This is a genomic window from Mycobacterium sp. RTGN6 (genome assembly GCF_033804605.1).
Classification (GTDB): Bacteria; Actinomycetota; Actinomycetes; order Mycobacteriales; family Mycobacteriaceae; genus Mycobacterium.
Window position 1 is genome coordinate 354334 of record NZ_JAPZKZ010000005.1, and the last position, 26409, is coordinate 380742.

The 26409-nt window shown below is 68.2% G+C and carries 19 protein-coding genes; 5 read left to right on the forward strand and 14 right to left on the reverse strand.

Translation table 11 applies throughout. The annotated features are described in order from the left end of the window. Positions 1–17 precede the first annotated feature (17 nt). The 3 genes from SLQ33_RS15175 to SLQ33_RS15185 are packed head-to-tail and all read left to right on the forward strand — an operon-like array spanning position 18 to position 4176. Positions 18–1394: an MmgE/PrpD family protein gene (locus tag SLQ33_RS15175; RefSeq protein WP_319454685.1), complete on the forward strand. Its 1377-nt coding sequence runs from the start codon at positions 18–20 to the stop codon at positions 1392–1394. Between the two features lie 26 nt (positions 1395–1420). Further along, positions 1421–2797, forward strand: coding sequence for an MmgE/PrpD family protein (locus tag SLQ33_RS15180; protein WP_319454686.1), 1377 nt, complete (start codon positions 1421–1423; stop codon positions 2795–2797). Then, the gene (locus tag SLQ33_RS15185; RefSeq protein WP_319454687.1) at positions 2794–4176 is read left to right on the forward strand and encodes an MmgE/PrpD family protein; all 1383 of its coding nucleotides are present in this window, start codon (positions 2794–2796) and stop codon (positions 4174–4176) included. Before SLQ33_RS15180 ends, SLQ33_RS15185 begins: the two co-directional genes overlap by 4 nt. On the opposite strand, the gene SLQ33_RS15190 is transcribed toward SLQ33_RS15185, so the two are convergent. From SLQ33_RS15190 to SLQ33_RS15200, 3 genes are all read right to left on the reverse strand, one after another. Continuing rightward, positions 4173–4385 carry a hypothetical protein gene (locus SLQ33_RS15190; protein ID WP_319454688.1) on the reverse strand — a complete coding sequence of 71 codons (213 nt, stop codon included), beginning with the start codon at positions 4383–4385 and terminating at the stop codon, positions 4173–4175. The genes SLQ33_RS15185 and SLQ33_RS15190 overlap by 4 nt on opposite strands. A 113-nt stretch (positions 4386–4498) precedes the next feature. Further along, on the reverse strand, positions 4499–6796 hold the full coding sequence (locus SLQ33_RS15195; RefSeq protein WP_319454689.1) for a CoA transferase: 2298 nt from the start codon (positions 6794–6796) through the stop codon (positions 4499–4501). Further along, positions 6797–7915 carry a PrpF domain-containing protein gene (locus SLQ33_RS15200; protein WP_319454690.1) on the reverse strand — a complete coding sequence of 373 codons (1119 nt, stop codon included), beginning with the start codon at positions 7913–7915 and terminating at the stop codon, positions 6797–6799. A gap of 151 nt (positions 7916–8066) precedes the next feature. Between SLQ33_RS15200 and SLQ33_RS15205 the strand changes: the two genes are divergently transcribed. Beyond that, positions 8067–9281: an MFS transporter gene (locus SLQ33_RS15205; RefSeq protein WP_319454691.1), complete on the forward strand. Its 1215-nt coding sequence runs from the start codon at positions 8067–8069 to the stop codon at positions 9279–9281. 27 nt (positions 9282–9308) lie between these two features. On the opposite strand, the gene SLQ33_RS15210 is transcribed toward SLQ33_RS15205, so the two are convergent. From SLQ33_RS15210 to SLQ33_RS15240, 7 genes are all read right to left on the reverse strand, one after another. Further along, the gene (locus tag SLQ33_RS15210; protein WP_319454692.1) at positions 9309–10667 is read right to left on the reverse strand and encodes an MmgE/PrpD family protein; all 1359 of its coding nucleotides are present in this window, start codon (positions 10665–10667) and stop codon (positions 9309–9311) included. Positions 10668–10697: 30 nt separating this feature from the next. Further along, complete coding sequence (locus SLQ33_RS15215) at positions 10698–12056, reverse strand: MmgE/PrpD family protein (protein WP_319454693.1); 1359 nt, start codon at positions 12054–12056, stop codon at positions 10698–10700. Positions 12057–12058: 2 nt separating this feature from the next. Continuing rightward, positions 12059–13453 (reverse strand): MmgE/PrpD family protein, encoded by a 1395-nt coding sequence (locus tag SLQ33_RS15220; protein WP_319454694.1) that lies wholly within the window; start codon positions 13451–13453, stop codon positions 12059–12061. Between the two features lie 12 nt (positions 13454–13465). After that, positions 13466–14629 carry a hypothetical protein gene (locus SLQ33_RS15225; RefSeq protein ID WP_319454695.1) on the reverse strand — a complete coding sequence of 388 codons (1164 nt, stop codon included), beginning with the start codon at positions 14627–14629 and terminating at the stop codon, positions 13466–13468. Beyond that, positions 14626–16809, reverse strand: a complete 2184-nt coding sequence (locus tag SLQ33_RS15230; protein ID WP_319454696.1) for a tripartite tricarboxylate transporter permease — start codon at positions 16807–16809, stop codon at positions 14626–14628. Before SLQ33_RS15230 ends, SLQ33_RS15225 begins: the two co-directional genes overlap by 4 nt. 42 nt (positions 16810–16851) lie before the next feature. Continuing rightward, positions 16852–18291: an MmgE/PrpD family protein gene (locus tag SLQ33_RS15235; protein WP_319454697.1), complete on the reverse strand. Its 1440-nt coding sequence runs from the start codon at positions 18289–18291 to the stop codon at positions 16852–16854. Between the two features lie 291 nt (positions 18292–18582). Beyond that, on the reverse strand, positions 18583–19983 hold the full coding sequence (locus SLQ33_RS15240; RefSeq protein ID WP_319454698.1) for an MmgE/PrpD family protein: 1401 nt from the start codon (positions 19981–19983) through the stop codon (positions 18583–18585). Positions 19984–20091: 108 nt separating this feature from the next. Between SLQ33_RS15240 and SLQ33_RS15245 the strand changes: the two genes are divergently transcribed. Beyond that, on the forward strand, positions 20092–21456 hold the full coding sequence (locus SLQ33_RS15245; protein ID WP_319454699.1) for an MmgE/PrpD family protein: 1365 nt from the start codon (positions 20092–20094) through the stop codon (positions 21454–21456). An 11-nt stretch (positions 21457–21467) separates the two neighbouring features. Here the strand turns inward: SLQ33_RS15245 and SLQ33_RS15250 are convergent, their stop codons facing one another. From SLQ33_RS15250 to SLQ33_RS15265, 4 genes are all read right to left on the reverse strand, one after another. Then, on the reverse strand, positions 21468–22553 hold the full coding sequence (locus SLQ33_RS15250; protein ID WP_319454700.1) for a hypothetical protein: 1086 nt from the start codon (positions 22551–22553) through the stop codon (positions 21468–21470). A gap of 8 nt (positions 22554–22561) precedes the next feature. Next, positions 22562–23911 (reverse strand): MmgE/PrpD family protein, encoded by a 1350-nt coding sequence (locus SLQ33_RS15255; protein ID WP_319454701.1) that lies wholly within the window; start codon positions 23909–23911, stop codon positions 22562–22564. A 91-nt stretch (positions 23912–24002) separates the two neighbouring features. Then, positions 24003–25157 carry a hypothetical protein gene (locus tag SLQ33_RS15260; RefSeq protein WP_319454702.1) on the reverse strand — a complete coding sequence of 385 codons (1155 nt, stop codon included), beginning with the start codon at positions 25155–25157 and terminating at the stop codon, positions 24003–24005. 108 nt (positions 25158–25265) lie between these two features. Next, a complete protein-coding gene (locus tag SLQ33_RS15265) occupies positions 25266–26408 on the reverse strand; it encodes a hypothetical protein (protein WP_319454703.1) in 1143 nt (380 codons plus the stop codon). Position 26409: the final 1 nt, after the last annotated feature.

The following is a 26409-nucleotide window of genomic DNA, read 5'->3' on the forward strand; positions in this document are numbered from 1 at the left end:
GCTAGGAGTTGGGTCCGATGGACGCGATAACCGCCGCCCTCACCGCCTACTCGACCGGCCTGGACGCGAACCGACTCACGACACGCGACCGCGAGGCCGTCGCGCACCGGCTGATCGACAGCCTCGCGTGCGCGTACGGCGGCATCGACGGACCCCCGGTGCTCGCGCTGCGCAGGCTCGCGGCCTCCCGCCCGCTCGACGGCGGATGTTCGGCCTGGGGCTCCGCCGTTCGCACGACGCCGGAGCTGGCCGCCCTCGCCAACGGCACGGCACTGCGCTACCTCGACTTCAACGACTACATCGTCGGCGGACACCCGAGCGACGTCATCCCCGCGGTCGTGGCCGCCTGCGAGTGGATAGACGGTACGGTCGCCGACCTCGTCGTCGCGGTGACGGTCAGCTACGAGGTATTCGGGGAGCTCGGCAGGATGCTCATCCGGTACCGCGGATGGGACCAGAGCACGACGGCCGCGCTGGCGGCGGCCTGCGGAGTCGGTCGGGTGCTGCGACTCGACGCCGAGCAGATGGCCAGCGCCATCGGGATGGTGGCGACGGCGAACATCGCGACGGGCAAGGCCCGCCGCGGCAATCTGTCGATGTGGAAGGCCGTCGCCGGTCCCTACCAAGCACGGAGCGGGCTGCTGGCGGCGGAGCTGGCCGCGGCGGGTGTCACCGCACCGCACGACGCGTTCGCCGGCGAATTCGGGTTCCTCCAACAGGTTTCCGGCGACTTCGAGGTCGAACGGCTCGACCTGAGCGCGGGACCCCGCTACGTCCACGCGACCGCCGAGAAGCACTGGCCGGTCCACTTCGATCTGCAGCCCGCCGTGTGGCTCGGCGCCAAGATCCGCACCGACCTTGGCCCCGATATCGGCCCGGACTCCATCGCGGAGATCCGCGTCGAGACCTCTGAGTGGACGTGGAAGGGCACTGCCAGCGATCCGGCCCAATGGGCGCCGAGCAACCGGGAATCGGCCGACCACAGCCTTCCCTACGTTCTGGCCGTGGCGCTGAGCCGAGGCGGCATCGGCCACCAGGACTTCGCCGCGGAGGCGGTCAGCAGTGGCGACCACCTCGCGTGGCTGGACCGGATCACGGTCGACCCGGCCGAGGACATCACCGCCAGGTCGACGGACTTCTGCACCATGCGGGCAGTGGTCATCAAAGCCGACGGCACCCGGCACACCTTCGCGGTCGAAGAACCGCGTTCGAAGCAGATGACCGAGGCCGAGCGGCGCGCCAAATGGCTGGCGCTCACGCGTCCGAGCCGGCTCGCGGCCGGCTCGGACGAACTGCTGCGCTCACTCACCCGGCTCGACGACCGGCAGCGAGTACGGGACCTGCTTGCGCCGTTGACACGCACCGTCGGTAACGGTACACAGATGTGTACATAAATGGACCGCGACGAAGAGGTGCGCCCGTGACGGATAGCGCGGCGACGGCTGCCCTGGCCTCCTTCGCCAGCCTGCTCACCTTCGACGACATCCCGCCAGACGTCATCGCCTACAGCGAGCTCTGCGTCCTCGACGCCCTGGGGTGCGGCCTGTTCGCGTCCTCCCTGCCGTGGTGCCGGATCGTCAACCAGCTGGCGGTCGAGCGGTACGCAGCGGGGCCCGCCACCATCTGGGGCACCCCGCTGAAGGTCTGCGCGGACGGAGCCGCATTGGCCAACGGCACGTCCGGCCACGGCTTCGAACTCGACGACATCCATCCGGGCGGCATGCACCCTGGACCGCTCGCGGTGTCGGCGGCGCTGGGTCTTGCCGAAGAGCACGACAGCTCGGGGCGCGACGTACTGACCGCGGTCGTGGCGGGCTACGAGGTGGGCTGCCGGGTGGCACTGGCCATGCTAAAAGGCCACGCCCGCGCGGGCTTTCACGCACAGGGCACCGTCGGGGCCTTCGTGGCGGTGGCCACCGCGGGCAACCTGCTGCGCCTCACCCCGGAGCAGCTGCAGCACGCCCTCGGCATCGTCGGCAGCATGGCAGCGGGCCTGCTCGCCGCCCAGGAGGGCGGCATGACCAAACGCCTGCACTCGGGACGCGCGGCTCAGAACGGCGTCCAGGCGGCGCTGCTCGCCGCAAAGGGTTTCACCGCCGTGCCCGACATCCTCGAGAATCCGCTCGGCGGATTCTGCAAGGCGATGGGCAACGGCGTGGCCGAGGTGTCCCAACTCACCGCCGGGCTCGGTCAGACCTGGGAGACGAGCAACGTCGGCTTCAAGATCTACCCGTCCTGCGGGGGTTCGCACACCGGCCTGCACGCCGTCCGGGAACTGCGGCGGGCGCACGCGATCACGGCCGAGGACGTCCAGTCCGTAACCGTGCACGGCAGCAGCCACGCCGTAATGAAGGTGGGCACGCCGTACGTCCCGAGCAGCGTCGCCAGCGCCCAGATGAGCCTGGGGTTCACGGTCGCACTGATGCTGCGATTCGGCGAGGTGCCGCTCGACCGGCTCACCGAGGACGGCATCCGCGAACCGGAGACCGTCGAGCTGGCCTCGCGGGTCGTGATGCATCCCGACCCCGACATCGACGCAAGAGGCCCACTGGCCAGGCACGCCTGCCGGGTGCGCATCGAACTCGTCGACGGCCGGGTGCTTGAGACGAGCCTTGAGCACCGACCGGGAAGCGCGAAGATGCCGATCACCTCCGAGGATCTCCGCGAGAAGTTCAGAAGCCTTGCCGCCCAGACCTTTCCGATCGATCAGGTACAGGCGATCGAGAAGACCGTCTTCGAGCTGCCGACCCTGGCCACGGCCCGCACCCTGACGGCGCTGCTTGGAACCACCGCGTGACGGGCGAGGGCGCGACGCGTCGGTTGGCGCGCTTCGTGACCGACCTGCGGTACGGCGACCTGCCCGAGGAGGTCAAGACGAAGGCTCGCGAGCTCGTGCTCCACGCGTGGGGCGTACAGCTCGCGACGAGCACGCTGCCGTGGTCGAAGGCGGTCTACCGCACGATCCGCGCCGAGGGTGGCGCGCCCGTGAGCACCGTCGTGAACTACGGCCTCCGCACCTCCCCCGCCCACGCCACGTTCGTCAACGCCACCTTTGGTCACGCGTTCGAGCTGGACGACAACCACGGCAGCTCCGCGGTGAAGATGGGCTGCGTCAACGTCGCCGCAGGCCTCGCCGTCGGTGAGCAGCGACTCAGTAGCGGCACCGATCTCATCACCGCAGTCGTGGCGGGCTATGAGGTGGTACTGCGGGCGGGGCTGGCCTTTCGCGCGTTCCGCGAGTCACACGAACCGCATCCGACGGGCACCCTCGGAGGGCTGGCCGCGGCCACGGTCACCGCGAAGCTGATCGGCCTCGACGAGACCAGGACTGCACACGCCCTCGGCTTCGGCGTGTCCAACCGCGCCGGCTACCACGAAGCGCCTGCGACGGGCCGCGGCCACGTCAAGCGGGTGTTCCCTGGGATGTCTGGGGCGGCGGGCGTGCGGGCCGCGTTCCTCGCCGAAGCGGGCCTGACGGGGACCGGGCGGACCCTGGACGCCGGAATGGGCTTCTGCAAGGCCTTCGAGGTCGACGACGCCGGAATCGAGACCCTCACAGCGGGATTCGGCGAGAAGTGGCACATTTGCGACGTGCACTACAAGGTGTACGCGCAGGACGGCTACATCCAGCCGATGACCGAGGCGATCGAGCACCTGCGGGCCCGTCACGAGTTCGACGTCGATGACATCGAGCGGGTCACGGTCGGCACGCACGCGCGGGCCGTCAACCACGTGATCGGTCTGATCCGGGAACCGAAGGATCTCACCGACGCCCAGTTCAGCGGAAACTTCAGCGTCGCACAGGCTTTGGTGACCGGCGGGGCGGGCGTGCGGGACTACACCGAGGCCAACCTGACGGACCCCCGGATTCGCGCGTTGAGCGAGCGGGTGTTCCTGGAGATCGACGACGAGATCGAGGCCGAGTTCCACCGGACCCGACCACGCGGCGCCAAGGTCCGCATCCGGCTCAACGATGGCACCGAGCTCTACGAGTTCGTGCCCAACCTTCGCGCCTTGAGCCCTGACGACCTGGACGCGAAGTTCAGGTCACTGGCCACCCTCGCGCTCGAGGACGACGCGGTGGAGCGACTCGTCGAGGCCGTCCACGGGCTCGAGGACGTCCGGGACGTCTCCAACCTGGGCCGCCTGCTGGTGGGCGGCGCCAGGATTGGCTAGCGGGCGTCGACCAGCTCACCAGCCGGCGCCGGGCTTGCGACCCGGGCGGCGCGGTCGAGCTGCTGCACATCGCTGCGAAGGCCAGCCCGACCGATGGCGTTGGACGCCTGCGCGGTCGTGAGCCGACCGTCGCCGAAGGCCAGCCCGACGGCGAAGACCTCGGCGATCAACGCCACCTTGTCGCGCATCTGCACGAATAGTGCCTGCATGATTCACACCCCGTTCAACTAGTACGCTTCTCGTACCATTCAACGGTTCAGCGGCCGCACTGGTAACCGCAGCCGGGGTGAGGTCCATCACGACAGGCGTGACGTTGCGCACGTCAGAGGGTGGAATGTGAGCTGATTCGCTCTCCCCTGAGCTCGGGTCCGTCCTCATCCACCATCGGCGCAGGCGCCCGAACCCCGGCCGGGGTCGCGCTGAGCTTCAGCGGGAAGTTGGTGACGCGGATGGTCGGGTGCCCGGGCCGCTCGACGGCCACGACGAGCTCGCGCGCCAACGTGTGCGGCGACTCGATCACCTCGGCGCACTCCAGCACCGGTTCCGCAGGGACACCGGCGCGCTGGCAGGCGTCGACGAACGCCGCGCGCGAAACATTGGCACAGTGCTTCTGCAACAGCTCGTCGAGTTCGTCGCGCCGAGACCGGCGGCCGGCCGCATCGAGCGCCGCCCAGTCGTCGGGCACCGGCGTCCCCTCGTCCTGCAGCACGGTGACCAGCGCCCGCCATTGCGCCGACGTCTCGCAGGAGAGCGCGACGAGTCCGTCCTCGGTCTCGTAGCCGCCGTAGGGCGCGAACAGCCGGTGCTGGTTGCCGGTGCGCTCGACCTCGGGCTGGCCGCGAAAGACGCTCGGCCACCACATCTGCGTGGCCCATGCGACGACGTCGTACATTGCCACGTCGAGCCACTGCCCCACGCCATCGGCAGCGCGCTCCCTGCCGTAGATGGCCGCCAGCGTCGCGGCGGTGCCGCCGATCGCGCCGAGCACGTCGGCACTCGAGATTCCGGTCTTGAGCGGTTTGCCGCCCGCCTCACCGGTGATGCTCATCATGCCGCCGGCGGCCTGGACGACGGTGTCGTAAGCGCGCTGGCCGCCGTTGGCGCCCTCGTGCCCGAAACCGCTGACCGAGGTGTAGACGAGGCGGGGGTTGGCCGCCACCAGCTCGCGACCGCCGAGCCCACGCTTGGTCAGCGCACCGGGAGCCAGGTTCTCCACCAGCACGTCGGCGGACGCGGCGAGGCGCTCGAGCTGGCCCCTACCCTCCGGCGTGCCGAGGTCAAGACACACGGACCGCTTGCCGTTGTTGGTGATGTGGAAGTAGACGCTCTCCCCCTCGACGAGCGGCGGTGAGTGCCTGCCGAGCTCGCCATCCGGCGGCTCCACCTTGATGACGTCGGCCCCCAGATTGCCAAGCAGGCGTGCGCAGAACGGGCCCGCGGTGATGGTGCCGACGTCCAGCACGGTGAGGCCGGCCAGCGGCAGTTGCCGAGCCACGGTGCCGTCGCCCGCGACCGGAGCGGATCCGGCCAACCAGCTCTCGACGTCGGGCGGCGCCGCCGTCGCGCCCTCGCCCCACTGGCTTCCGACGGCCAGCGGGGAACCAGGAACCGGCCAGCGCCGCCCGTCGACCTCGACGGAACCGAGCAGGCCCCGGCTTCGGAAGTGCGGGTCTTCGAGCACCTGCGCGGGCGTCGCCACCAGGCTCACCGGTACTCCGGCGTCGCGCAGCCCCGAGACGATGTCGTCCGCAGGGCGTTCGGCGCTCCACGCGGCCACGATCGCGGTGATCTCCTCACGGTTCTCACGCCGGTGAATGTGCGTGTCGAACTTCGGGTCCGCCAGCAGGTCCTCACGCGCCATCAGCTTGGCGAGCCGCTCGAAGGTCGGATCGCTGCCCGCGATGATGAACACGTACTGGCCGTCGCCGGAGGAGAACAGATTCCACGGAGCACTGTTGGCGCCCTGGTTCCCGAGCCGGCCCAGCGGTGCCACCCCGGCGAGCACCCGGCTGGCGAACTGAGTCAGGGTCGAGACGAGGCAGTCGTAGACCGAGACCTCGACGAACTGTCCGAGGGACGACCGCAGTCGCTCGATCAGGGCTGCGACGATCCCGATGCACCCGTACAACGCCGCCACCGAAGCACCGAGCTCGGTGCCCGCCCGGATCGGGCCGCCGCCGCGTTCGCCCGTCGTCGCCATGATGGCGCTGGCGGCCTGCAACGTGAAATCGCTTGCGACGTGGTCGGATAGCGGTCCCGATGACCCGAACGGCGATACGGCGCACACCACGGTCCCCCCGCCGACCCGGTGCCCGACGTCGAGCCGGTCAAGGAGCTCGCGGTCTCCCATGACCACGTCGGCCCGCGCGAACAGGGCCGCCAGCGTCGCGTCCGACTGGTCGGCGAGCGCCACCACCCGCTTGCCCGCGTCGATCATGTGCTTCGCGAATGGCGCCTCGTCGTCGAGGGCGTCCACCACGTCGTCGTCGGCAGTCGCGAGCTTGATGACGTCGGCGCCCAGGTCGACGAGCAGCTTGCCGCACATCGGCGTCGCCCAACCTCGCGACAGCTCGAGCACGCGGATCCCCTCCAACGGGAGGTTGTCTTCCCTACTTGGCACTCACTGACCCCTTTCTTCACGGACGAGGGCCGTCCCCTCGAAGAGCAGGCGCGCAGTCCTGGAGAACGACGCCTCATGGACGACTCCGTTGCGCAGCACGACCCGCAACGGGAACACGCCGCTCGGATGGCCGAGCCGGAAGGTGTCGTCGGCCGACTGTCGGGTGACCTGGTGAACGACGGTGCCCTCGATGCGGGAGGCGACCGCAGTGCAGACGCCGCCAGTGGCCGCGAACGCCTTGTGCAACCTGGGCGGCGGCAGAATCACCCTCCGGCCGAGCATGTCGACGGCGTCGGCCGCGATGGTCTGCCCGGTCATGTAGTCGACGTAGCTCGCCGGTTCGGCGACGGCGACCGGCCGCGGGAAACCGTCTTTGCCGTCCATGCCGATGAGGTTGGCCGCCGCGAGTTGGATGAAGAGATAGCGGTCCAGGATCTCCGGGGTGAACTCGGCCGGGCCCTCGGTTCCGGCGAGGCCGACGTCGGCCGCGTGGAAGAAGACGGCGGCGTTGGCGACGTCCACGATCGACACCGTGATCGAGCGATCGAGTTCGGGCACGAAGAGTTGGTCGCTGGGTGCGCCAGTCGGCAGGATCTTGCCGGTCATCGCTCCCGCGGTCCCGGAGAAGTCCAGCCGAATCTCGGCGCCGGTGCCGGGGACACCGGCGATCGCGAAGTCGCCCTCGACCCGCGGCTCGCCATCGGCCATCGGAACGTGCAGCAGCAGAAGCTTTCCGGTGTTCGTGTTGTGAACCCGAACCATGGTCTCGAATGCGCCCGGCTCGACGAGCCCTTGCAGGATCGCGAAGACCCCGACGGCCGACGAGATGTTCCCGCAGTTCTCGGCCCAGCTGATGGCCAGCCGCTCGACGCCGACCTGACCGAAGGTGTAGTCGACGTCCGCGTCGTCGCGGGTCGAGGGTCCGACGATCGCGATCTTGCTCGTCAAGACGTCGGCTCCGCCGAGGCCGTCGATCTGCCGCGGGTCCCCGCTGCCCATCACACCGAGCACGAGGGCGTCCCGCTCCGGGCCAGGTGACGGGACGTGCTCGGCGCGGAAGAACACTCCCTTGCTGGTTCCGCCACGGATGACCCAGACGGGAACGCGTACGACGGGCATCGTCAGGTCTCCTCGATCCGGGAGGTGGGCGGCGCCCCTTGTCCAACCATCAAGCCAACCATTCCCACCGCCGACATTAGTGTCCTACAGTATACGATGTGAACCGACTCGCAAAGGCGCCCGGCGAGACATGCGGCACGACCCGGCTCGCATGACGGCGGATCGCCTGCCGTGGGGCATCCTGTTCCCCGCCGTCCTCGCACCGAACCTCTTCTACGCAACCGGCCGTGGCGCCGTCATCCCGGTGATTCCGCTGGTAGCGATCAGCATGGGGGCAAGCTACGCCACCGCAGCCTTCGTCGCGGCACTGCTCACCATCGGCGAGCTGTCCACCACCCTGCTCGCCAGCTGGCTCGTGGTCAGGATCGGCGAGCGCAACGCGATGATGGTCGGTGCGATCGTCTCCAGCGCAGGCGCGCTGTGCTCGCTGCTGGCCCCCGACGTGCTGCTGCTCGGCATCGGCGTCTTCCTGATCGGGTCGGCGTCGTCGGTGTATCTCGTCGCCAGGCAGGCCTGGGTCGCCGTCACCGTGGCCGCGCGCCAGCGCGGCCGCGCCTACTCCCTGGTCGCGGGCTCCCAGCGCATCGGCACACTCATCGGGCCGTTCCTCACCGCGCTAGTGCTTTCGCTGTCGGATCACCCGCGGTGGGCGTTCGCGATCACGATCGGCACGGCGGTGTTCGTCGTCGCCATCCTGCTGGTGTGGCCGACGCCGCCGGAACCGCACCTGGCCAACCACGCCACCCATACCGACGAGGCGATGCCCGGCGTGCTGCAGACCATGTGGCAACAACGTCGGGTGCTGCTGCGGCTGGGGGTCGCCGCTGCACTACTGGCCTCAATGCGCGCCGTCCGGCAGATCCTGGTTCCCTTGTGGGGCACCGACCTTGGGCTCGATGCCGTCCAGGTCACCCTGGTGGTCGGCGTCTGCAGCGCCATCGACGTCGCCCTGTTCTACACCGGGGGTCAGATCACCGACCGCTTCGGCCGAATGTGGGTCAGCGTCCCGACCATGATCGGATTCGCCGCCGCCAACATCGGGCTGGCCATCAGCAGCCTGCTGCCGGGCCAGGTCGCGGTGTACATGGCGATGGCCGCGCTGATGGCATTGTCCAACGCGATCAGCAGCGGCGTGAACGCCACGATGGGAGCCGACCTCGCCGACCCGCGGCAGCCCGCGGTCTTCCTCGGCTCCTGGCGCCTCGTCGGCGAAATCGGTTCCGCAGGCGTCCCGCTGCTGTTCGCCGGAATCACGGCGGTGATGTCGCTTCCCGTCGCTGCGCTGGCGATGGGGCTGCTCGGCCTCGGGGGCGCAGCCGCCATGTGGCGCTACATCCCGCGCTTCCTCCCCCGCGAATTGCGTTGACGCCCTGACCAAGTCGGCCGCCATCGCTCAACCCTCGACGAAGAGCCCCATCCCCTCGGTCAGCTCCCGCCGGTCGGCCACCGAGCTCCAGTACGCGTACAGCGTGGCCGCGGCGGCGGGTCCGTACCTCGGCTCGACGAGCCCGAGGAACTTGGCCTCGACGTGCTTCGCCGTCATCGGGTTGGTCCAGAAGCCCAACGGATCGGACACCGAAAACGATTCGACGCGACCATCTTTCGATTTCGCATCGCACGTCAGCATCACACCGTCGGGGTGTACGGCATCGCACCGCTCGTCCGGCTCGACGACCACCTTGGCCATCAGCGGGCGGATGGCCGGGTCAAGGTAGCTCTCGGGAGTGAAGATCGACAGGTCCACCCCGTCGCCCTGCATCGCCCGCACGAAGATGTACGGCATGCTGTGGTCGGCGGTCTCCCGGGACTGCGGATCCCACTTCGCTGGCTCACTGCCGATCTCGCGCCAGCCGTGCGTGTGAGCGCCGAGCCGCACCGACTCCAACTCCTCGATCGACATCGACGCCGCAAGTCGCTTCGCGGCCCACACCGCGTTCTGGGCGGTGTACTCGACCGGCCAGTACTTCAGACTCGTACTCCTGATGAGGAATTCGCCGGGCAGCTCGGACAACGTGAACTCGCCGGTGATCTGGTCCCACAGCCCGTGGCGGCCTTCGATCGCGCGCTCCGGCCCCGTCATGCCGAGCTTCGCGAGCCGGGTGACGAACATGGCGTTGAACGTCGCGTGCGCCGTCGCCGCGCCCTTCCACAGCGACAGGGCACCCGCCCGAGTCGACCGAAGGTGCACGTTCGAGGTGGCGATCAGCGACAACGCCTCGCCGGTCGTCTTCACGTCGCAGCCGAGCAGGTTCGCGATGCCTGCGACGGCTCCCATCCCGGTGGCGTATCCGGAATCCCATCCGGGATGGACGCGCACGACGTCGGCGATCCTGGTGGCGACCTCGTACGCCGCCACGATCGCGCCCACCAGCCGCTTGCCGTCGACGCCCGGTGCACCGACGCCGGCCAGCAGCCCGCCGATCACGTCACTGGGGTGGATGTGCGGGTACCGGTCGTTGAAGTCGAGGTGGCGCACCATGCAGGTGTTGGCGAACGCCGCCAGTTCGGGCACCGTGCGTCTACTGCTACCGAGGATCAGCCCGGGAAACCCGCCATCGGCGGCCTTCGGGTCGTCGGCGAGTGGCGGACTGGCGGCCAGCGCGATCCTGGCCTGCTCGCCGTCCATCCCGCCCACCGCGCAACCGAGGGCGTCGACCAGCCGTGCGACGGCGAGGTCGACGACGTCGGCGGGGAGCTGCTCGTAGCTCAGCTCGGCGGCGAACCGCGCCAGCCGATCGATCGTGGCGTCCACGTCATCCCTTCCGAAAGCCCTTTCCGACAGTCAGTTTGGCGCCGACATCGGCGCCATCAGGTCCCGCACGCGCTGGGCACCGTCGAGCTTGCGCAGCGCGGCCAACAGGCCCGCATTGCCGTCGACGAGCCGGCTGCGCTGCGTGAGCATCGCCCACTTCTCGTCGAGCTGCTCATCGGTCATGGGTGTGGCGCGGGCCTCCGAGATCTCGAAGTGGCGTTCCTCGCCGTCGGTGGTCCTGACCTTCGCGCGCAGCGCGCTCTTCTCGTGGGAGATCGCGGTGATCGCCTCGTCGGCGTGCACGGAGATGCGTCCCATCATGGCGACGTATTCGGGCGTGCGCAGTACCTCGGGGGCGAAGTCTTCGTAGTCGATCCGCCCGCGGCACAAGGCAACTGCGACGATGTAGGGCAGGCTGTGGTCCGCCGTCTCACGGGTGGCGGGGGCCCACTTGGTCGGGTCGTTCGCGATGGTGTTCCACGTCCACTCCGAGGTGTACAACATCAGGTGCTCGATGTCGTCCGGGGCCAGTTCGGCCCGGATCCGCTGCGCGAGCCAGACGGCGAACTGCGCTTCGAACTCCACCGGCCAGTGCTTGTACCCGGTCTCGAAGATGGTGATCGGTTCGGCACCGGGGAACAGCCGTTCCACCTGGAACTCGCCCGAAATCTGTTGCCAGAAACCGAATTCGCCGGCGAAGGCGTCCAACGGACCGGTGATGCCCTTGGCCGCGAGGCAGGCGAGCAGCACCGAGGACTGGGCGGCGTAGGGCACGGCGAGCCCCTTCCAAGCCGAGAGCTCGCCCCTGCGCGTCTTGAACAGCGAGACGTTGCTCGTCACCACCATGCCGAGGGCGCTGCCGAGCTGCGCCTGCGACAGGCCGAGCACGCGACCCACGGCGCAGGTCGCGGCGATCGCAGCCGTCGTGCCCTGATCCCAACCCTTGTAGCGCAGGTAGAGCCGCCCGAGCTCACCCCATACCTCGTAGCTGACGACGATGCCCGCGGCCAACGTGTCCACCGTCGCGTCGACCCATTCGCATGCGGCGATCACCGCGGCGATGTTGTCGCTCGGGTGTCCTCCGGAGGTGTAGTCGCTGTAGTCCAGGACCCGGATCGCGGTGCCGTTGACGAAGGCGGCGAGCTCGGGCGAGCTGGGGTTGGCACTGCCCCACACCGTGCAGCCGTGCGATATCGCGCGCTCCTCGGCGACCGCCCGAAGAGCGCTCACGGGCGTGCTGTCGAGCGCCCCGTAGGCACAGGCGATGGCGTCGATCAGCCGCCGGGCCACCTCGTCCCGCACGCGCTGGTCCAATCGGGTTCCATCGACGCTGGTTGCGTACGCAGCCAGCCGGGCGGTCACGTCATCGGGTCGGCCGTCGGTGTCCACGGTCAGGAGGTGACCAAGAGTTCGGTCAATTGCGACGCACTAGCCAGACCATCGAGTCCGAGCGCAGCCTGCTGCACCTGGTCGACGGTCGACTCGGGAAGCACGGTGGAGGCAAGCCGCCTGAACTTGGCGTAGACCTCGCGGTCGGACACCGGCAGTGCCTTGCTGCCCTTGCGCTGGCGGGCCGAGCCCTCGACGACGCGACCGTCGCGCAGTTTGACGATCACCCGGGTCCGGTACCGCCCCGGCCGACCGAGCTTGTCGACCTCCGGGTCGGCGATCACGCGGATGCGGCTCGCGACCTCGAGCGTCTCGGGGTCGACGACGCCCTCGTCGGTCAGCGCTTCGAGCGACACCTCGCCGTACCGGAGCATCACGGCGAGCACGAAGAAGTAGTTCATCTGTGCTGCCGTGACGCCGCCGTCGGGCTTGTATGGCCAACCCGAGTGCAGCACCGCGTGGGTGCTGGAGTGGACGTCCATCCACTCGATGTCATCGGCGTTGAAGCAGTGCTCGCGCCGCAGCTGCTGGGTCACGTCGAGCGCCGAATGCGTTGCCCCGCAGGAAGCATGGATCTTGAAACCGGTGGTCAGGGTTTCCCACACGGTGCCGAGCCCCGCGGTCAGCACCGTCAGGTCCTCCTCACCGCCGCCGGTCGTCTTGCAGAACCCGCCGAGCGGGTTCTCCAGCACGTCGGCGATCCCGGTGAAGCCCTCACGGGCCAGTCGCGCGGCGACCACCCCGTTCTGGGCGGCCCGTCCGGCGTGCAACCGCTTGGTCATCGCGCCCTCCTGCACGGCAATCAGCCCCGACGCGAAGCTGCCAACGATGCCGAGCGTGTTGCGCGTCTGTTCCTCGTCGAGCTTCATGATGTTGGCCGCGGTCGCGGCAGCGATGAACGACCCGATGGTCCCCATCGCGTGAAAGCCCGCCTTGAGGTGTGCCTTCTGCACCGATAGTGCGACCCTGGTGCCCGCCTCGTAGCCCGCGACGGCGGCCGTGAGCACGTCCTGACCGGAGCTGCCGAGCTCGTCGGCAAGGGCGAGCGCGGTCGTCCACGCCACCGTTCCGGGGTGCACGCCCGACGGGTGGATCTCGTCGAGCTCGAATCCGTGGACCGCAGTGGCGTTGGCCAGCGCGGCATCCTCTGCGGAGACGCGAAGACCGGTGCCCCACACCACCGACGTCGGGTCGAGCGCGCGCCCCGTCACGTAGCGGTTGACGATCTGGCACCACGACAACTTCGTCGAGAACAGCCCGCAACCCAACGTGTCGAGAAGGCACAGCTTCGCGTGTGCTCGAACGTCTTCCGGAATGTCGTCGAAGCCGAGCCGGCTGACGAAATCCGCCATTTCGCGCGTCGCCGAATCAGCGCTCACTTCGGTCTGTGCGGTCACGGGATCGACCTCTCACTTCCAGAACTGGTCGTAGTAAGTCTTCTGCAGGTCCTCGTAGTACGTCAGGTTCTTCTCGAAGGAGTCCGCGTTGGCCTCGTACGCCTTCTGCGCGTCCTCGCCGCTGACGGCCGACACCTCGTACTTGTAACCGGAATCGTCGCTACCCTCACCCGCCATCGTGGATTGGAGCTGCTCGACGTTCTTCGGGTCGTCGACGACCTTGGAGTACGCGGCACGAAGCGCGGTCAGCACGTCATCGGAGGTGCCGGGACCGACCCAGAAGTTCTTGCCGACCCCGCCGCCGCCGATGATCGGCAGGATCCTGTCGTAGTCGGCCTTAGCGTCTACGGGAAGGATGTTCAGCACGTCCGGCACCGCAACGCCGTTCGGCGGCGTCACCTTGGTGTTGGGGTCGGGCGCGTACTCCAGCCCGATCTTCACCGAGCGATCGGCCAGCTGCGGGGTGTAGTCCCGGAACATCGTGATGAGCGTTCCGAGCTGGGTGTTGACCTCGCCGCGCTGCACCATCAGGTTGATGTCCGTGCTGTCGTCGTCGGCCACCGACACCATCTTGCACGGCGCCTTCAACGTCACGCACAGCCACGACGCGAAGAACGAGTCGCTCACCAGATCCACTGGTGCGCCGACGGTCTGCGCGAACTTCATCTCGGGCCCCGTCGCTCCGGAGGCCTTGTTCAGCGGGTCGTAGGACGAGGCCGCGTCACCGAAGAGCGTGAGTGCCCGCGGATCGCCACCCGTGGCACCGACCATCCTGATCTTGGCCGGGTCGATCTTGGCGTCGGGATCGAGCACCGTGGTGTACAGCGCGGACGCCTGGGACGTCACGCCGACGACCAGCTCGTCGGCCGGGGCGTTGAACACGTCACCCATGCCTCCGACGCCGGAGACGTTGGTGACCGTCACCCGCGGCTTGCCAGGCAGGGCATCGCCGAGCCGCGTGGCGATGAACCGGCCGTACAGATCGGATCCGCCGCCCGCCGAGTGCGTGACGATCACCTGAATGGTCTTGCCGCGGAAGTACTGTTCGGCGTCGAAGCCGCCCGAGCCACCGGACGTCGAGCCACCTCCACCTCCGCCACACGCTGCCACCGTGATGGTGGTGGCAGCCAGGGCAATTGCCGTCTTCCACCCGCGGCCGGTCTTCATTGCGGTCACCAGACGAACCAACCCTTCGGCCAGTAGATGGCGAGCAGTTCGTCACCGAACACCAGGACGAAGATGACGTAGAGGGTCACCGAGATCGCGGAGACCAACCACTTCTTCCGGCCCGGCATCAGCAGCAGCGGCGCGAGTATCGCGAACGGGACACCGCCCCACTTGATTCCGAATCCCTCGATACAGAACAGGTACATCGCGAGTAGGCCCGCGGTGATGATCGCCGCCCGCTTCGAGCCCACGATTCCGGCGCTACGCATGCTGATGTCGAGCACCCGGCCACGGACTTCGGTCGGCTCCGTCGCTTGCCGGATCAGCTGGTACAGCGACAGCACGCCGACGACGATGCCCATCGACATCGGCAGCCAGGCCGCCGCGGTGCGCGGGTATTCGTAGGTCTGCACGACGATGTAGATCGACAGCGCGACGAACGCCATTGGCAGCAGGTGTTCGTTGCGCCAGTAGAGCCGGACGCGGCGACCACCCTTCTCGTCCCCGTCGCCGTCGTCGGACTCCCCGTCGGCGGGGCCGCCCCCGACGTCTCGCGGTCGGTCACCGCCGTCGTCACCGTCCCCGGCCGAGGCACCGACGCCGGTGTGAAGCGGCGTACGCTCCGCAACCTGCACGGCCACACCGGATTCCGCGACAAGCAACTGAGCCTCGACGGGGACGTCTCCACGCTCGGCGACTTCCTCGGCCACGATCTCCTTGCTCCTGCGCATCGAACGCTGCAGGAAGAAGGTCACGACGACCGTGAGGATGAACAGGGCGATGGTGATCGGACGCGTGAGGATCCCTCCAACCCCGTAGACACCGATGGCGGACCACAGGTTGTCCTCGATCGTCGCCGCGAGGATGAAGCCGAGCACCAACGGCGGGCGCGGCCAGCCGAAGGTCTTCATCAACAGTCCGAGCGCGCCGAAGACGATGATCACCGGGACGATGGTCATGGTGAGATCGCTGAAGTACGCCCCGAGCACCACGATCGGCAGGATCGGACCGACGATGGCGGCGTACGGGATTCGCGTGACCTGCATCAGCTGTGGAGTGATGAGCAGCGCCGTCATGGTGGTCACCAGATTGGCGAGCGCGAAGCTGATGACGATGAGGCCGATGATGTCGGCGTGCGAGGTCAGGATGTCCGGTCCCGGCGAGATGCCGTAGGCCATCATGGCGGCGAGCACCAGCGCCCAGGAGGCCGACCCCGGCACCCCGAGTGCGAGCGTCGGGATCGCCTGTCCGCCTTCCTTGGAGTTCTCCGAGGACTCGGCGAACAGCAAGCCGTCGAGCGAGCCCTTGCCGAACTGGCTCTTGTCCTTGGTGAGCGCCATGCCGAGGCCGTAGGAGATCCACGTGACGACGTTGCCGCCCGCGCCGGGGATGGCGCCGAGGCCCACCCCGATGACGGAGTGCCGGATGGCGATCTTCCAGCGCCGCAGGCCTTCCCGGAACCCGCGGAAGACTTCCTTGCGGGAGACGTCGGCATCCATGGGTGCCACGGGCTTTCGCGAGACGGCGAGGTCGATCATCTCGGGGATGGCCATGAAACCTGCGATCGCCGCGACCAGGGGCAGGCCCGACCGCAGGTCGTAGTTGCCGAAGGTGAATCGCTCGACGTTCGTGTAGGACTGCAGTCCGATGGTTCCGAGGAAGATGCCGAGCGCGCCTGCGACGAGGCCCTTGACCATCGCCCCGGTACTGAGCACGCCCACCATCGCGATGCCGAACAGCGCGAGCATGGCGATCTCCGCGAAGCCCATCTGCAGAATGAGCGGCTTCAGAAAGGGGATCGCCAGCAGCAGGCAGGCCGCACCGACGAGGCCACCGATCGCCGAGACGGCGTAGACCGCGCCGAGTGAGTACGCGCCCTTGCCCTGTCGGGTCAGCTGGTGTCCTTCCAGAAAGGTCACCTGGGACCCCGACTGGACGATGCCCATCAGCTGCGCGGGTATCGAGTCGAAGGTGTTGCCGGTGCCCGTGATGCACGCCAGCATCACGATGCCGATCGCCGGCTCGTGGATCGAGAGCAGCACGATGGGTAGCACGATGGCGATCATCACCGTCGCGCCGATGCCGGGGAGCAGACCCACCATCGTCGCGATGGCGATGCCGCCTAGGAAGGCGATCCAGTAGGACGCGCTGTGCATGTAGTCCAGTGCGCCCAAGAGCGGATCAAGCACGTGACACCTCCTCGCTGAGCTTCGTCGGATTCACAAAGATGGTCATGTGCCGCTCCTCCCGAGCAACGTGGAGAGCTCGCGGATGTCGGACACCTGCTCCAGGTTCAGGCAGAGCTCGATGATGCGCTCCGTTGAGGATTCGGAGACATGGCCCGCCGTGCTCCTGCGGAACTTTGCGATGACCCGCTCCGACGCGTTCGGATCCTCTCCGAAGCTGAGCAGGTAGCGGTTCTCGCGCTGCCGCAGCACCGTTCCGTCCCGCAGGGTGACTTCGACGGTGGTGTCCCGCGGTTTCGGCGTCGTCGCGTTCTCGTCGAGGCGTGGGTCGTGTCGCACGGAGATGCGCGAGACCAGTTCCAGGACAGCGGGTTCGCGCAGCCGGTGCTCGGCGAACTGGTCGATGAACACCTCGCCGTCGAGCAGCATCATCGCCAGACAGTATTGGAGGTTCATCTGGGCCGACGTCGGCGAGGTGGGCCGGTACGGGAATCCGACGGCCTTGAAGGACGCGTCTGCGATCGCGATGTCGACGTGCTCGACGTCCGCTGCCCGAAAGCCGTTTGCGGCCTGCAGGATTCGAATGCACTCGAGGGACGGATGGATGGGGCCGCGGGCGGCCCAGAATTTGAACTTGATGAGGTAGGCGCGGAAGTTCGTCCCGAGCCCGTCGGTGAGCCTTTCCAGGCGGACCGTATCCGACCGCCCGCCGCTGAACGCCGTCGGAAAGCTCCCGTAGCCGCATTCGAAGATGTTGCCCACGTTGGTGAATCCGCGGCGGGCGAGCTGAGCGGCGAGCACTCCCGAGTGAGCGGCCTTTCCGGCGAGCAGGCGCTTGCCCATTCCGCCGTGGTGCACTCCCATCAGGCCGCCGGTGAACTGGGCGACGTTGCCGATCGTGCTCACGCACTGACCGGAGTCCAGCCCGAGGCAGTACGCCGCGGTGGCCGCCGCCGCGAACGCGCCGAACAGGCCCGGTCCGTGGAACCCGCACTCGACGTGGGGGATTCGGCCGACGCAGTCAGACACCCTGGCGCCCACCTCGACGCCGGTGACGGTCGCACGCAGCAGATCGAGGCCGGACAGTCGTGCGCCGTCGTCGGCGAGTGCGAGGGCGACCGGGACGGTCACCGAGCCGAAATGACTTCCAGGGCCGACGTCGTCGAGTTCGAAACCCTGGACGGCGGAGCCGTTGACCATCGCCGCGTGGGCCGCCGAGACCCTGTCGTCGGTCCCCCACAGCAGTGCGGATCCCGAGCCCTCCGTTTCGAGCAGAGTCTCGCGTACCCGACGTGTCCACTCGAGCTCGGAACCGAGCAGACCACATCCGAGGGCGTCGAGCGTCACAAGCTTCATCCATGCGAGCAGCTCGTCGGGGACGGCCAATCCCCGACTGGTGGCGATGAAGTCGCCGAGCGCGACGGTGTAGCTGCCTTCGGGCTCTTGCACCGGCGACTCCGCATCGAGCGTCGACGCCTCAGACATGACGCTCCGCGCAGCCCTGGGTGACCGTAGGGTCCCCGTTGTGTTGCAACCTCGACATCGAGTCGACAACCTCTCCAGAAATGTCCAGCCGCACGGCGCCGTGTGACGCGCGTTACGGCGATTGTATACGACCGTACAGACTTGTACTCCAAGTGTCTAGGGGTGAATTCAGCCGTCAGATTTGGGTGCGTTCGACCAGGTCAGAGGGCGTTTGTGGTGGCGATTTTCGGCACGGCTTTGGGCCTGTGAATTCGCTGTAGATGTGGAGGGTCATTCGAGGGGTGAAGCGGCTCAGGCCGTGGCGAGCGCATCCTGGAGCGGGCCGACGTCGGACAGCGTGTCGAGCGCCAGCACCAGCTCCCGTACTTCCGCCGCGCTCCCGCCGCGGCCCGCAACGAGCTTGTCGTACTTGGCGGCGACGTCCTCGTTCGACAACGGCCGCGATGGCGACCCCATCGCGAAGTCGAGGGCTTCCGACACGACGCTGCCGTCGGTGAACTCGACCCGAACGTCGGTGTGGTGGCGTCTGGTCTCGCCGAGTGCGTCGAAGCTCTCGTCGTGCTCGACGCGCACCTTGCGGGTGAGCGCGAGCACCTCGGGGCTGGTAAGCAGCTCCTCGCGGTACTGGTCGACGAACGCATCCCCCTCGAGCAGCAGGACCGCGAGCCCGTAGCTCAGGTTCATCTGCGCCTCGGTCGCGCTGCCGGTGCCCTCGTAGGTCCACCCGACCTTGGTCATAGTCGACTCGGTGCAGGCGACCCGGATCCGCTGGAGCTCGTTGAGCTCGAAGGGCCGCCGCGCGCGGATGGCACGCAGCGCGTCGAGAGGTATGTGCACCTTGGCGCAGGAGGCGTAGGGCTTGATGCACGTTTCGAGCATGCGGTACTCGGTGCCGAGCCCGTCGACGAGCTCTTCGAGGTTGAAGCGGTCACTACTGCCGGTGAAGGTCGTGCAGTACCCGGCGTACGGCTGCTCGAAGACGGCCTCGATTCCCGTGTAGCCGCGGCTCGCCAGGGCCGCGGCGTACAGCCCGCTCTGCGCCGCGCGGCCATGGTGCATCCGCTTGACCATCGAACCAAGCCCCGCCGACATCAGTCCGCCCGCCTGCGTGGCCGCGATGCCGAACGCATGCTCCATCTGCTCGGCGTCCAGGCGCAGGATCACCCCGGCCGTCGCGGCCGCCGCCATCGGGCCGATCACCGCGCCGGTGTGCCAGCCCTGTTTGGTGAGCTGGGTGGGTCCGAGGCAGCGACCGACGCGGTTGCCGACCTCGAAACCGGCGACGATGGCCGCGAGCAGTTCGGCGCCGGTGACGGTGCCGCGCATCGAGGCGGCCCCGAGCGCGGCGGGCAGGACGAGTGAGCAGGCATGCAGCGCGCCGTGCCGCGAGTAGTCGTCGATCTCGTAGCCCTGCACGTAGGACCCGTTCAGCAGCGCGGCGTGGTCGGCAGACACCTTCCGGCCGGTGCCCCACAGACTGGTCGTTCCCGCGGAGCCGAGCGCCAGCACGGCATCGGCCATCTTGGTCGACCACTCCAGCGTGCTGCCGTAGATGCCGCACCCGAAACCGTCGAGCATCAAGTACGGAATCCGGGCCCGGACGTCCGCGGGCAGCGATTCGTAGTCGACTGAACTTGCGTAGGCGGCCAGCGCGCGGGTGTAGGTGCCGCCGTTGGCGTCCAGCGTGGGCAAATCGCCTCCATCGTGTGGGCCGAAGAGGCCAGATCCGTTTAGTCTACGATTGCATACGAAAGTAGACCCTGGCCTTGCCACGGTCAACGTCGACCCCAGGAGCAGCCAATGTCCATCACCCGCGAGCTCGCAGAGTTCGTCGCCACCACGCCGTTCGAGTCCCTGCCCGAACCCGTGGTCGAGCGGGTGAAGGTGCACGCACTCGACGCCTTCGCCGCCGGTTTCGCCGGCGCGCGGTGGCCGTGGGCCCAGATGGTGGTCGAGCTGGCCACCGAATTGGGCGGCGTCAGCGAGGCCTCGGCGTTCGGGCAGCAGCGCGGGTGGAGCGTGTCGCAGGCCGCCCTTCTCAACGGCGTCATGATCAGCGGATTCGAGGCCGATCACAGCGGCCACCACTCGCACACCGGCGCGACCGTCACACCCGCCGCGCTCGCGATCGCCGAGCGGAAGCGAGTCTCCGGGCGTGAGCTTCTGACCGCACTCGCGCTCGCCTCGGAGGTCGGCTGCCGACTCGGCGTCGCTCAGACCAGGGCGGTCGAGGACGAGCGCGGCTTCCACAACCCCGGGGTCAACGGACCGTACTCCGCGTCGGCGGCGGCCGGGCGGTTGCTCGGCCTCGACGGCGAGACACAGGCCCGTGCGTTCGGCATCGCCGGCTCGCATTCGGCCGGGCTCGTCGAGTTCGCCTGGACCGGAGCGATGACGAAGCGGCTACATCTGGGGCGGGCTTCTCAGCACGGATTGGAGAGCGCGCTGCTGGCGGCCAAGGGCTTCACCGGACCGACGACGGTCATCGAGGGCCAGTACGGCATGCTCAACGCGTTCTCCCCCGCGCCGCGACCCGAGCGCGCGCTGGAAGGCCTCGGGGAGCAGTGGCTGCTGACCGAGACGTTGATCAAGCCGTACGCCGCACATGGCGTGACGCAGGCGGTCATCGCCGCGGCCGTCATCCTCAAGCAGGACAACACCATTGACCCCGAGACCATCGAGCGGATCCACGTGACCTCGACCGACCACCGGGTGCTGCTGCCCCGCTTCCTCGACCCGTCGCCCACCAACCACCTCGGAGCGCAGTGCTCGTTGCCGTTCACCACGGCCGTCGCCCTGTTCCGCGACCTCGACGACCCGATGGAGTACGACGCCTCGGTGCTCGACGATCGCCGCATCCGCAACCTGGCGAACCGCGTCACCTTCGAATACCGCACCGGTCCGGAAGGAAAGCGGCTCGTCGAAGGCACCGGAGGTCAGCTGGAGCTGAACGTCACGGCGGACGGCAAGATGGTGACCGCACACACCGGTCCCCACATCGGGTCGATCCCGAACCCGGCGTCCTTTGGCGACGTCGAGGACAAGTTCCACCGCTTCAGCCGCCACGTGCTCGGCGACGGGGCCCGCGCGCTGATGGTCGAGCGGATCCGCACGCTCGAGGAGCTCGCCGACGTCGGCGACTTGATCGCAGCGGTGCGCGGCTGAAACGTGCCCTACTAGTTGCGGATGTCCTCCAGGAACCACTCCGACGGAAGCGTCTGCCCGCGACCGGCTTCCTCGCAGCGGCGCAGCGCCAGCCCGCCGACGGCGGAGAACTGGACCCCCTGGGTACCGATCGGCAGGAATAGCGAGATGTCGCGCGGCGAGCGCTGTTCCATCTCGCCGGCGGCCATGATGTTCGCCAGCGTGGGAATCGCCTGCCCATTGCTGTCTCCCCCGCGCGGAATGCGCGCCTGTTGTTCCGGAGTGCCCGCGATGTAGGCGGACAACCCGCCCTTGACCCGCTGCAGCCCGGGAATGGCGGCGTTGCGCGGCATCGAAGAATGCCCCAATTGCGCTACCCGCGTTGCCTTTTCGTAGATGCCGGGGACGAGCTCGCGGCGCTGCACACAGGTGATGTGCGCTCCCGGGGCGATCCACTCGGGGTGCAGCGTCGGCTGCACGGAGTTGGTGGCGCTCACGACGATGTCCGACCCGCGAACGGCCTCCTCGGGCGAGTCGACCGGTGTCACGTCGAGGTCGAGCCGCTCGCTCATTTCGGCGCAGTACGCGAGCAGGTTCTTCCTGGTCGGGCTGTAAGCCTTGATCTCGGTCAGCGCTCGCACGTGCGCTATCGCTTCGAGGAACGTGTGCGCCATGCCGCCGGAACCCAGCATGCCCAGCGTCGTGGCGTCGGATCTGGCCATGATGTCCACGCCGATCGCCCCCGCGGCCCCGACGCGCATGTGCTGAATGATGCCGTCCTGCAGGATCGCCAGCGGTCGCGCGTCGACGGTGGACAACAACAGGATCAGCCCGCAGAAGGTGCCCGGTGCGCCGGCATGCTTCTGCTCCTTGCCCGACGGCCAGGAGACGATGTCGGACTTGATGCGAATCGCCGCGACGCCGTGTCTGGCCGAGTTGCCGGTGACCGCGCTGCACCGGAAGTAGTCGTCGTCGCGCGGCGTTGGCGCCCACATGCCGATCATCGGGACGTAGGCGAGCTGGCTGCGTGACAGGTCGAGGTACGCGTCGCGCAGTGCGTCGACGACGTCGCGCATCGGTAGCAGACCCTCGAGATCGGCGTTGCTGATGATCCTCATCGACGTCCTTACGTGGGCAGGAATGCGGTGAACAGGGAATCGAGCGTCGGGGCGGACCGGACCTGCCGGACGATCTCGAGCGCAGCCTCCGTCCTGGCACCGAGCGTGGGCTCGACGAGACGCGTTGCCTTGCCGCTTATTTCGGCCGTCGTCATCGGATTGAGGTGGTGGCCGCGAGGTTCGTCGACGTTGACGGTGAGCCGCTGGCCGGACTTGGTCGTCAGCTCGGCCCGGACACCGACGACGTCGGAGATCTTCGGGCCGCGTGCCCAGTCGGGCTCGACGGTGATGCGCTCCATGAGCGCGAGGGTTCCGGGATTGCGAAAGGCCTTGGGCAGGAACGTGTTTCCGTCGACCGTGCCGTACTCGAATGCCCTGGCGAAGGCATACGGCATGCTGTGGTCGGCCGACTCCCGCGTCCTCGGGTCCCAGCGTTCCCGCTCGCTACCCGACTCGTGCCAGGCGAACGGGGCCGCGTGCAGGACGACGCGCTCCACCGCGTCGGCCGCCACCGTGTGCCGCAGCCCGAGGGCCGCCCAGATGGCGGGTTGGATGCCGTAGGCGACGGGCCAGTACTTCTGACACGTCTGCAACACCTGCCACCCGTCGAACGGTTGCAGGACAACGGGTCCCGCCTCCCCCTCAATGAGCTCGCGCAGTCCGTGTCTGCCCTCGAACGGCGCCGAGGGTCCGGTCAGGCCGCGCTCGGCGAGCAGGGCGAAGAAGACGGCGAACTTCACGCTCACCGCCGATGCCGCCCCCTTGAAGTCCGACAGCGCACCCGCCCTCGACGCCCGCAACGCCACGCCCGCGGTGACGGCCATTGCCAGCGCGTCCCTTGTGGCCTCCTTGGACGTGCCGAGCAGGTTGCACACGCCCGCGGTCGCACCGATGGTGATCGAGTACGTCCGATCGATCGTCTGGTTGTGGTTCATTGTCCTGACCACGCGCGCGTGCACCTCGTAGGCGACGACGAGCGCGGTCAGCAGCTCAGATCCAGAGGCGGGCCGCCCCGGTCTGCGGGCGACCGCCAGCTGCGCGCCGATCATGTCGCTCGCGTGGCCGGCCACCAGATGATCGTTGAAGTCCAGATAGCGGATCATCGCGGTGTTGAGGAACGCTGCGAGCTCCGCCGGGTAGCACCCCGGCATGCCGACGACGCTGCCCCACTCCGCGGCCCGCGCCTCGTCGGTGACCAGGCCGCGGGCCGCGTCGACCGCGCGGAAGTCCCTGCCGCCGATCAGACAGCCCAGCGTGTCGACCAGGATGTCGGACGCCTTGTCGACGACCTCGTTGGGCAGGTCGTCGAATCGGGTGCGGGCGGTGAAGTCGGCCAGGGCGGCCAGGGTCGCATCCATCTGTACTTCCGTGTCTGGATTCGGCATGGGGCGGAACGGGGCGCCCCGCTGAGGAGGGGTGGGCGGGGCGCCCCGGGCACCTGTTGGACGGTTACTGCCAGAGCTTCGCGTAGTCCTCGCGCAGACCTTCGATGAAGACCTTGTTCGTCTCGTAGTCCCCGGACGAGGTGTCGTATGCCTTCTGGGCGTCCGCGCCCGACAGCGGCGTCACCTTGTAGTCGTAGGGCGAGTCGCCACCGGCCATCAGACCGTTCAGTTCCTTGACGTTGTCCGCGTTGCCGACGACCTTCGCGTAGGCGTCCTGCAGCGCCTTGACGGCGTCGGCGGACAGCGCCGGTCCGGCCCACATCATGTTGCCGAGCAGGCCGCTGGAGATGATCGGGACGATCTTCTGGTAGTCGTCCTTGAGGTCGGCCGGAAGGATGGTGCTGATGTCCGGCGCGGTGATCCCGTCGGGCAGGGCGGGCGATGGCTGGTCGGTCGGGGCGTACTGCATGAGGAACTTGGCCTTGCCGTCCTGCAGGTCCTTCAGGTACTGCCGCATGAACGTGATCATCGTGCCGCCCTGCAGGTTGACCTCGCCGCGCTGCACCATCAGGTTGGTGTCGGTACTGCTGTCGTCGGCGACGTTGATGTACTCGCACGGCAGCTTCATGTTCTGGCACAACCACGTATAGAGGAAGACGTCGCTCTCGACCTCGCCAGGGCCACCGACGGTGGCGGCAAAGCGCAGCTTCTCGCCGTCGGGCTTGTTGGCGGCGTCGGCGAGGGACGGGTAGGCGGTGGTGAGGGTGCCGAACCCGGCCCAGGCCCGCGGGTCGCCGGCGACGCCGCCGATCACCTGGAGCTTCGAGGGGTCCTGACGGGCGGCCGGATCATCGGCGGTGCCGTAGATCGCCGATGACCGCGAGGTGGCGCCGATGACCAAGTCGGAATCCGGCGCCTCGTAGACGTCGCCGATGCCGCCGAGGCCACCCTCGTTGGTCACCGCGATCCGTGGCCGGCCCGGGATCTCGTCGGCCAGCTTGCTGGCGATGAACCGGGCGAAGATGTCGGTGTTGCCACCGGCGGACGAGGTGACGATCAGCCGCACCGTCTTGCCGCCGAAGAACGTCGCGGCATCGAACCCGCCCGCGGGCGAGCTGCTCGCGCTGTTGTCACCGCCGCCGGAGCCACAGCCACTCAGAAGCAGCGTTGCCGCTGCCATCACGGCCAAGGCGCGCCGCGCGTGGACCCTTTTGACCATGGACTTCTCCTACTTCACGCGATTGTGGGCGAATGTGTTCCACTGTGTACTGAATGGACCCTAGAGGACCCAAAATGTGATGTCAACCACTCCCGGCGCAGGTGGGGCTCACTGCCAGAGTGCGACGTACTTCTCGCGAAGGCCCTGCAGGAACTCCTTGTTTTCCTGGTACACGCCGTTGGAGGAGTTGTAGGCGTCGATGGCTTCCTGGCCGGCCAACGGCATCGCCTGGTAGTCGTACGCAGTGTCACCACCAGCGAGGATCGAGGTGAGCGCGTCCACGTTCTTCTGGTCGCCGACGACCTTGGCGTAGGCGTCCTGGACCGCCTTGACTGCGTCAGCGGGCAAGCCAGGCCCGGCCCAGAGCATGTTGCCGAGCAGCCCGCTGGAGATGAGCGGAAGGATCTTCGCGTACTCGGCCCGCAGGTCTGGCGGGAGCATCTCCTTGAGGTCTGCGGCTTCTATGCCGTCAGGCAGCGGGGTCTTGTTTCGGTCCGTCTGGGCGTACTGGAAGAGCAACTGCGCGTCGCCCTTCTGCAATTGCGTCAAGTTGTCCCGCATGAACGTGAGCCGGTCGGCACCCTGCAGGTTGACCTCGCCGCGCTGGACCATCAGGTTGATGTCGGAGCTGCTGTCGTCGGCGACGTTGATGTAGTCGCAGTTGAGCCTCAACTTCTCGCACAACCAGGAGTAGAGGAACACGTCGCTCTCGACCTCTCCTGGGCCGCCGACGGTGGACGCGGATCGGAAGGGGATGTTGCTTCCCTCCGCGTCGACGATTGACTTGTACTTGCCAACCAGGTCGCCGTACACGGCCCAGGCCCGCGGCTCGCCGGCCAGGCCCCCGATCACCTGGAGCTTGTTCGGGTCCTGCTTCGCCGCAGGGTCGCCGGAGGTGCCGTAGAGCGACGAGGACCGCGCGGTTGCCCCGATGACGAGGGCGCTTTCGGGTGCCTCGTACACGTCGCCGACGCCGCCGAGCCCGCCCTCGTTGGTCACCGCGATCCTCGGGTGACCAGGGATCTGGTCGGCCAGCTTGCTTGCCATGAAACGTCCGAACAGGTCGGTGTTGCCGCCAGGGGACGACGTGACGATCATCTGGATCGTCTTGCCCTTGAAGTAGCCCTCGGCATCGAAGCCGGCCGCGCCGGGCGAGCCCGTCTCGGACCCACCCCCTGACCCGCAGCCCACCAGCACCAACGAGGCCGCCACCACCACGGTGGTCACCCGACGTGCACCAACTCTGTTCATC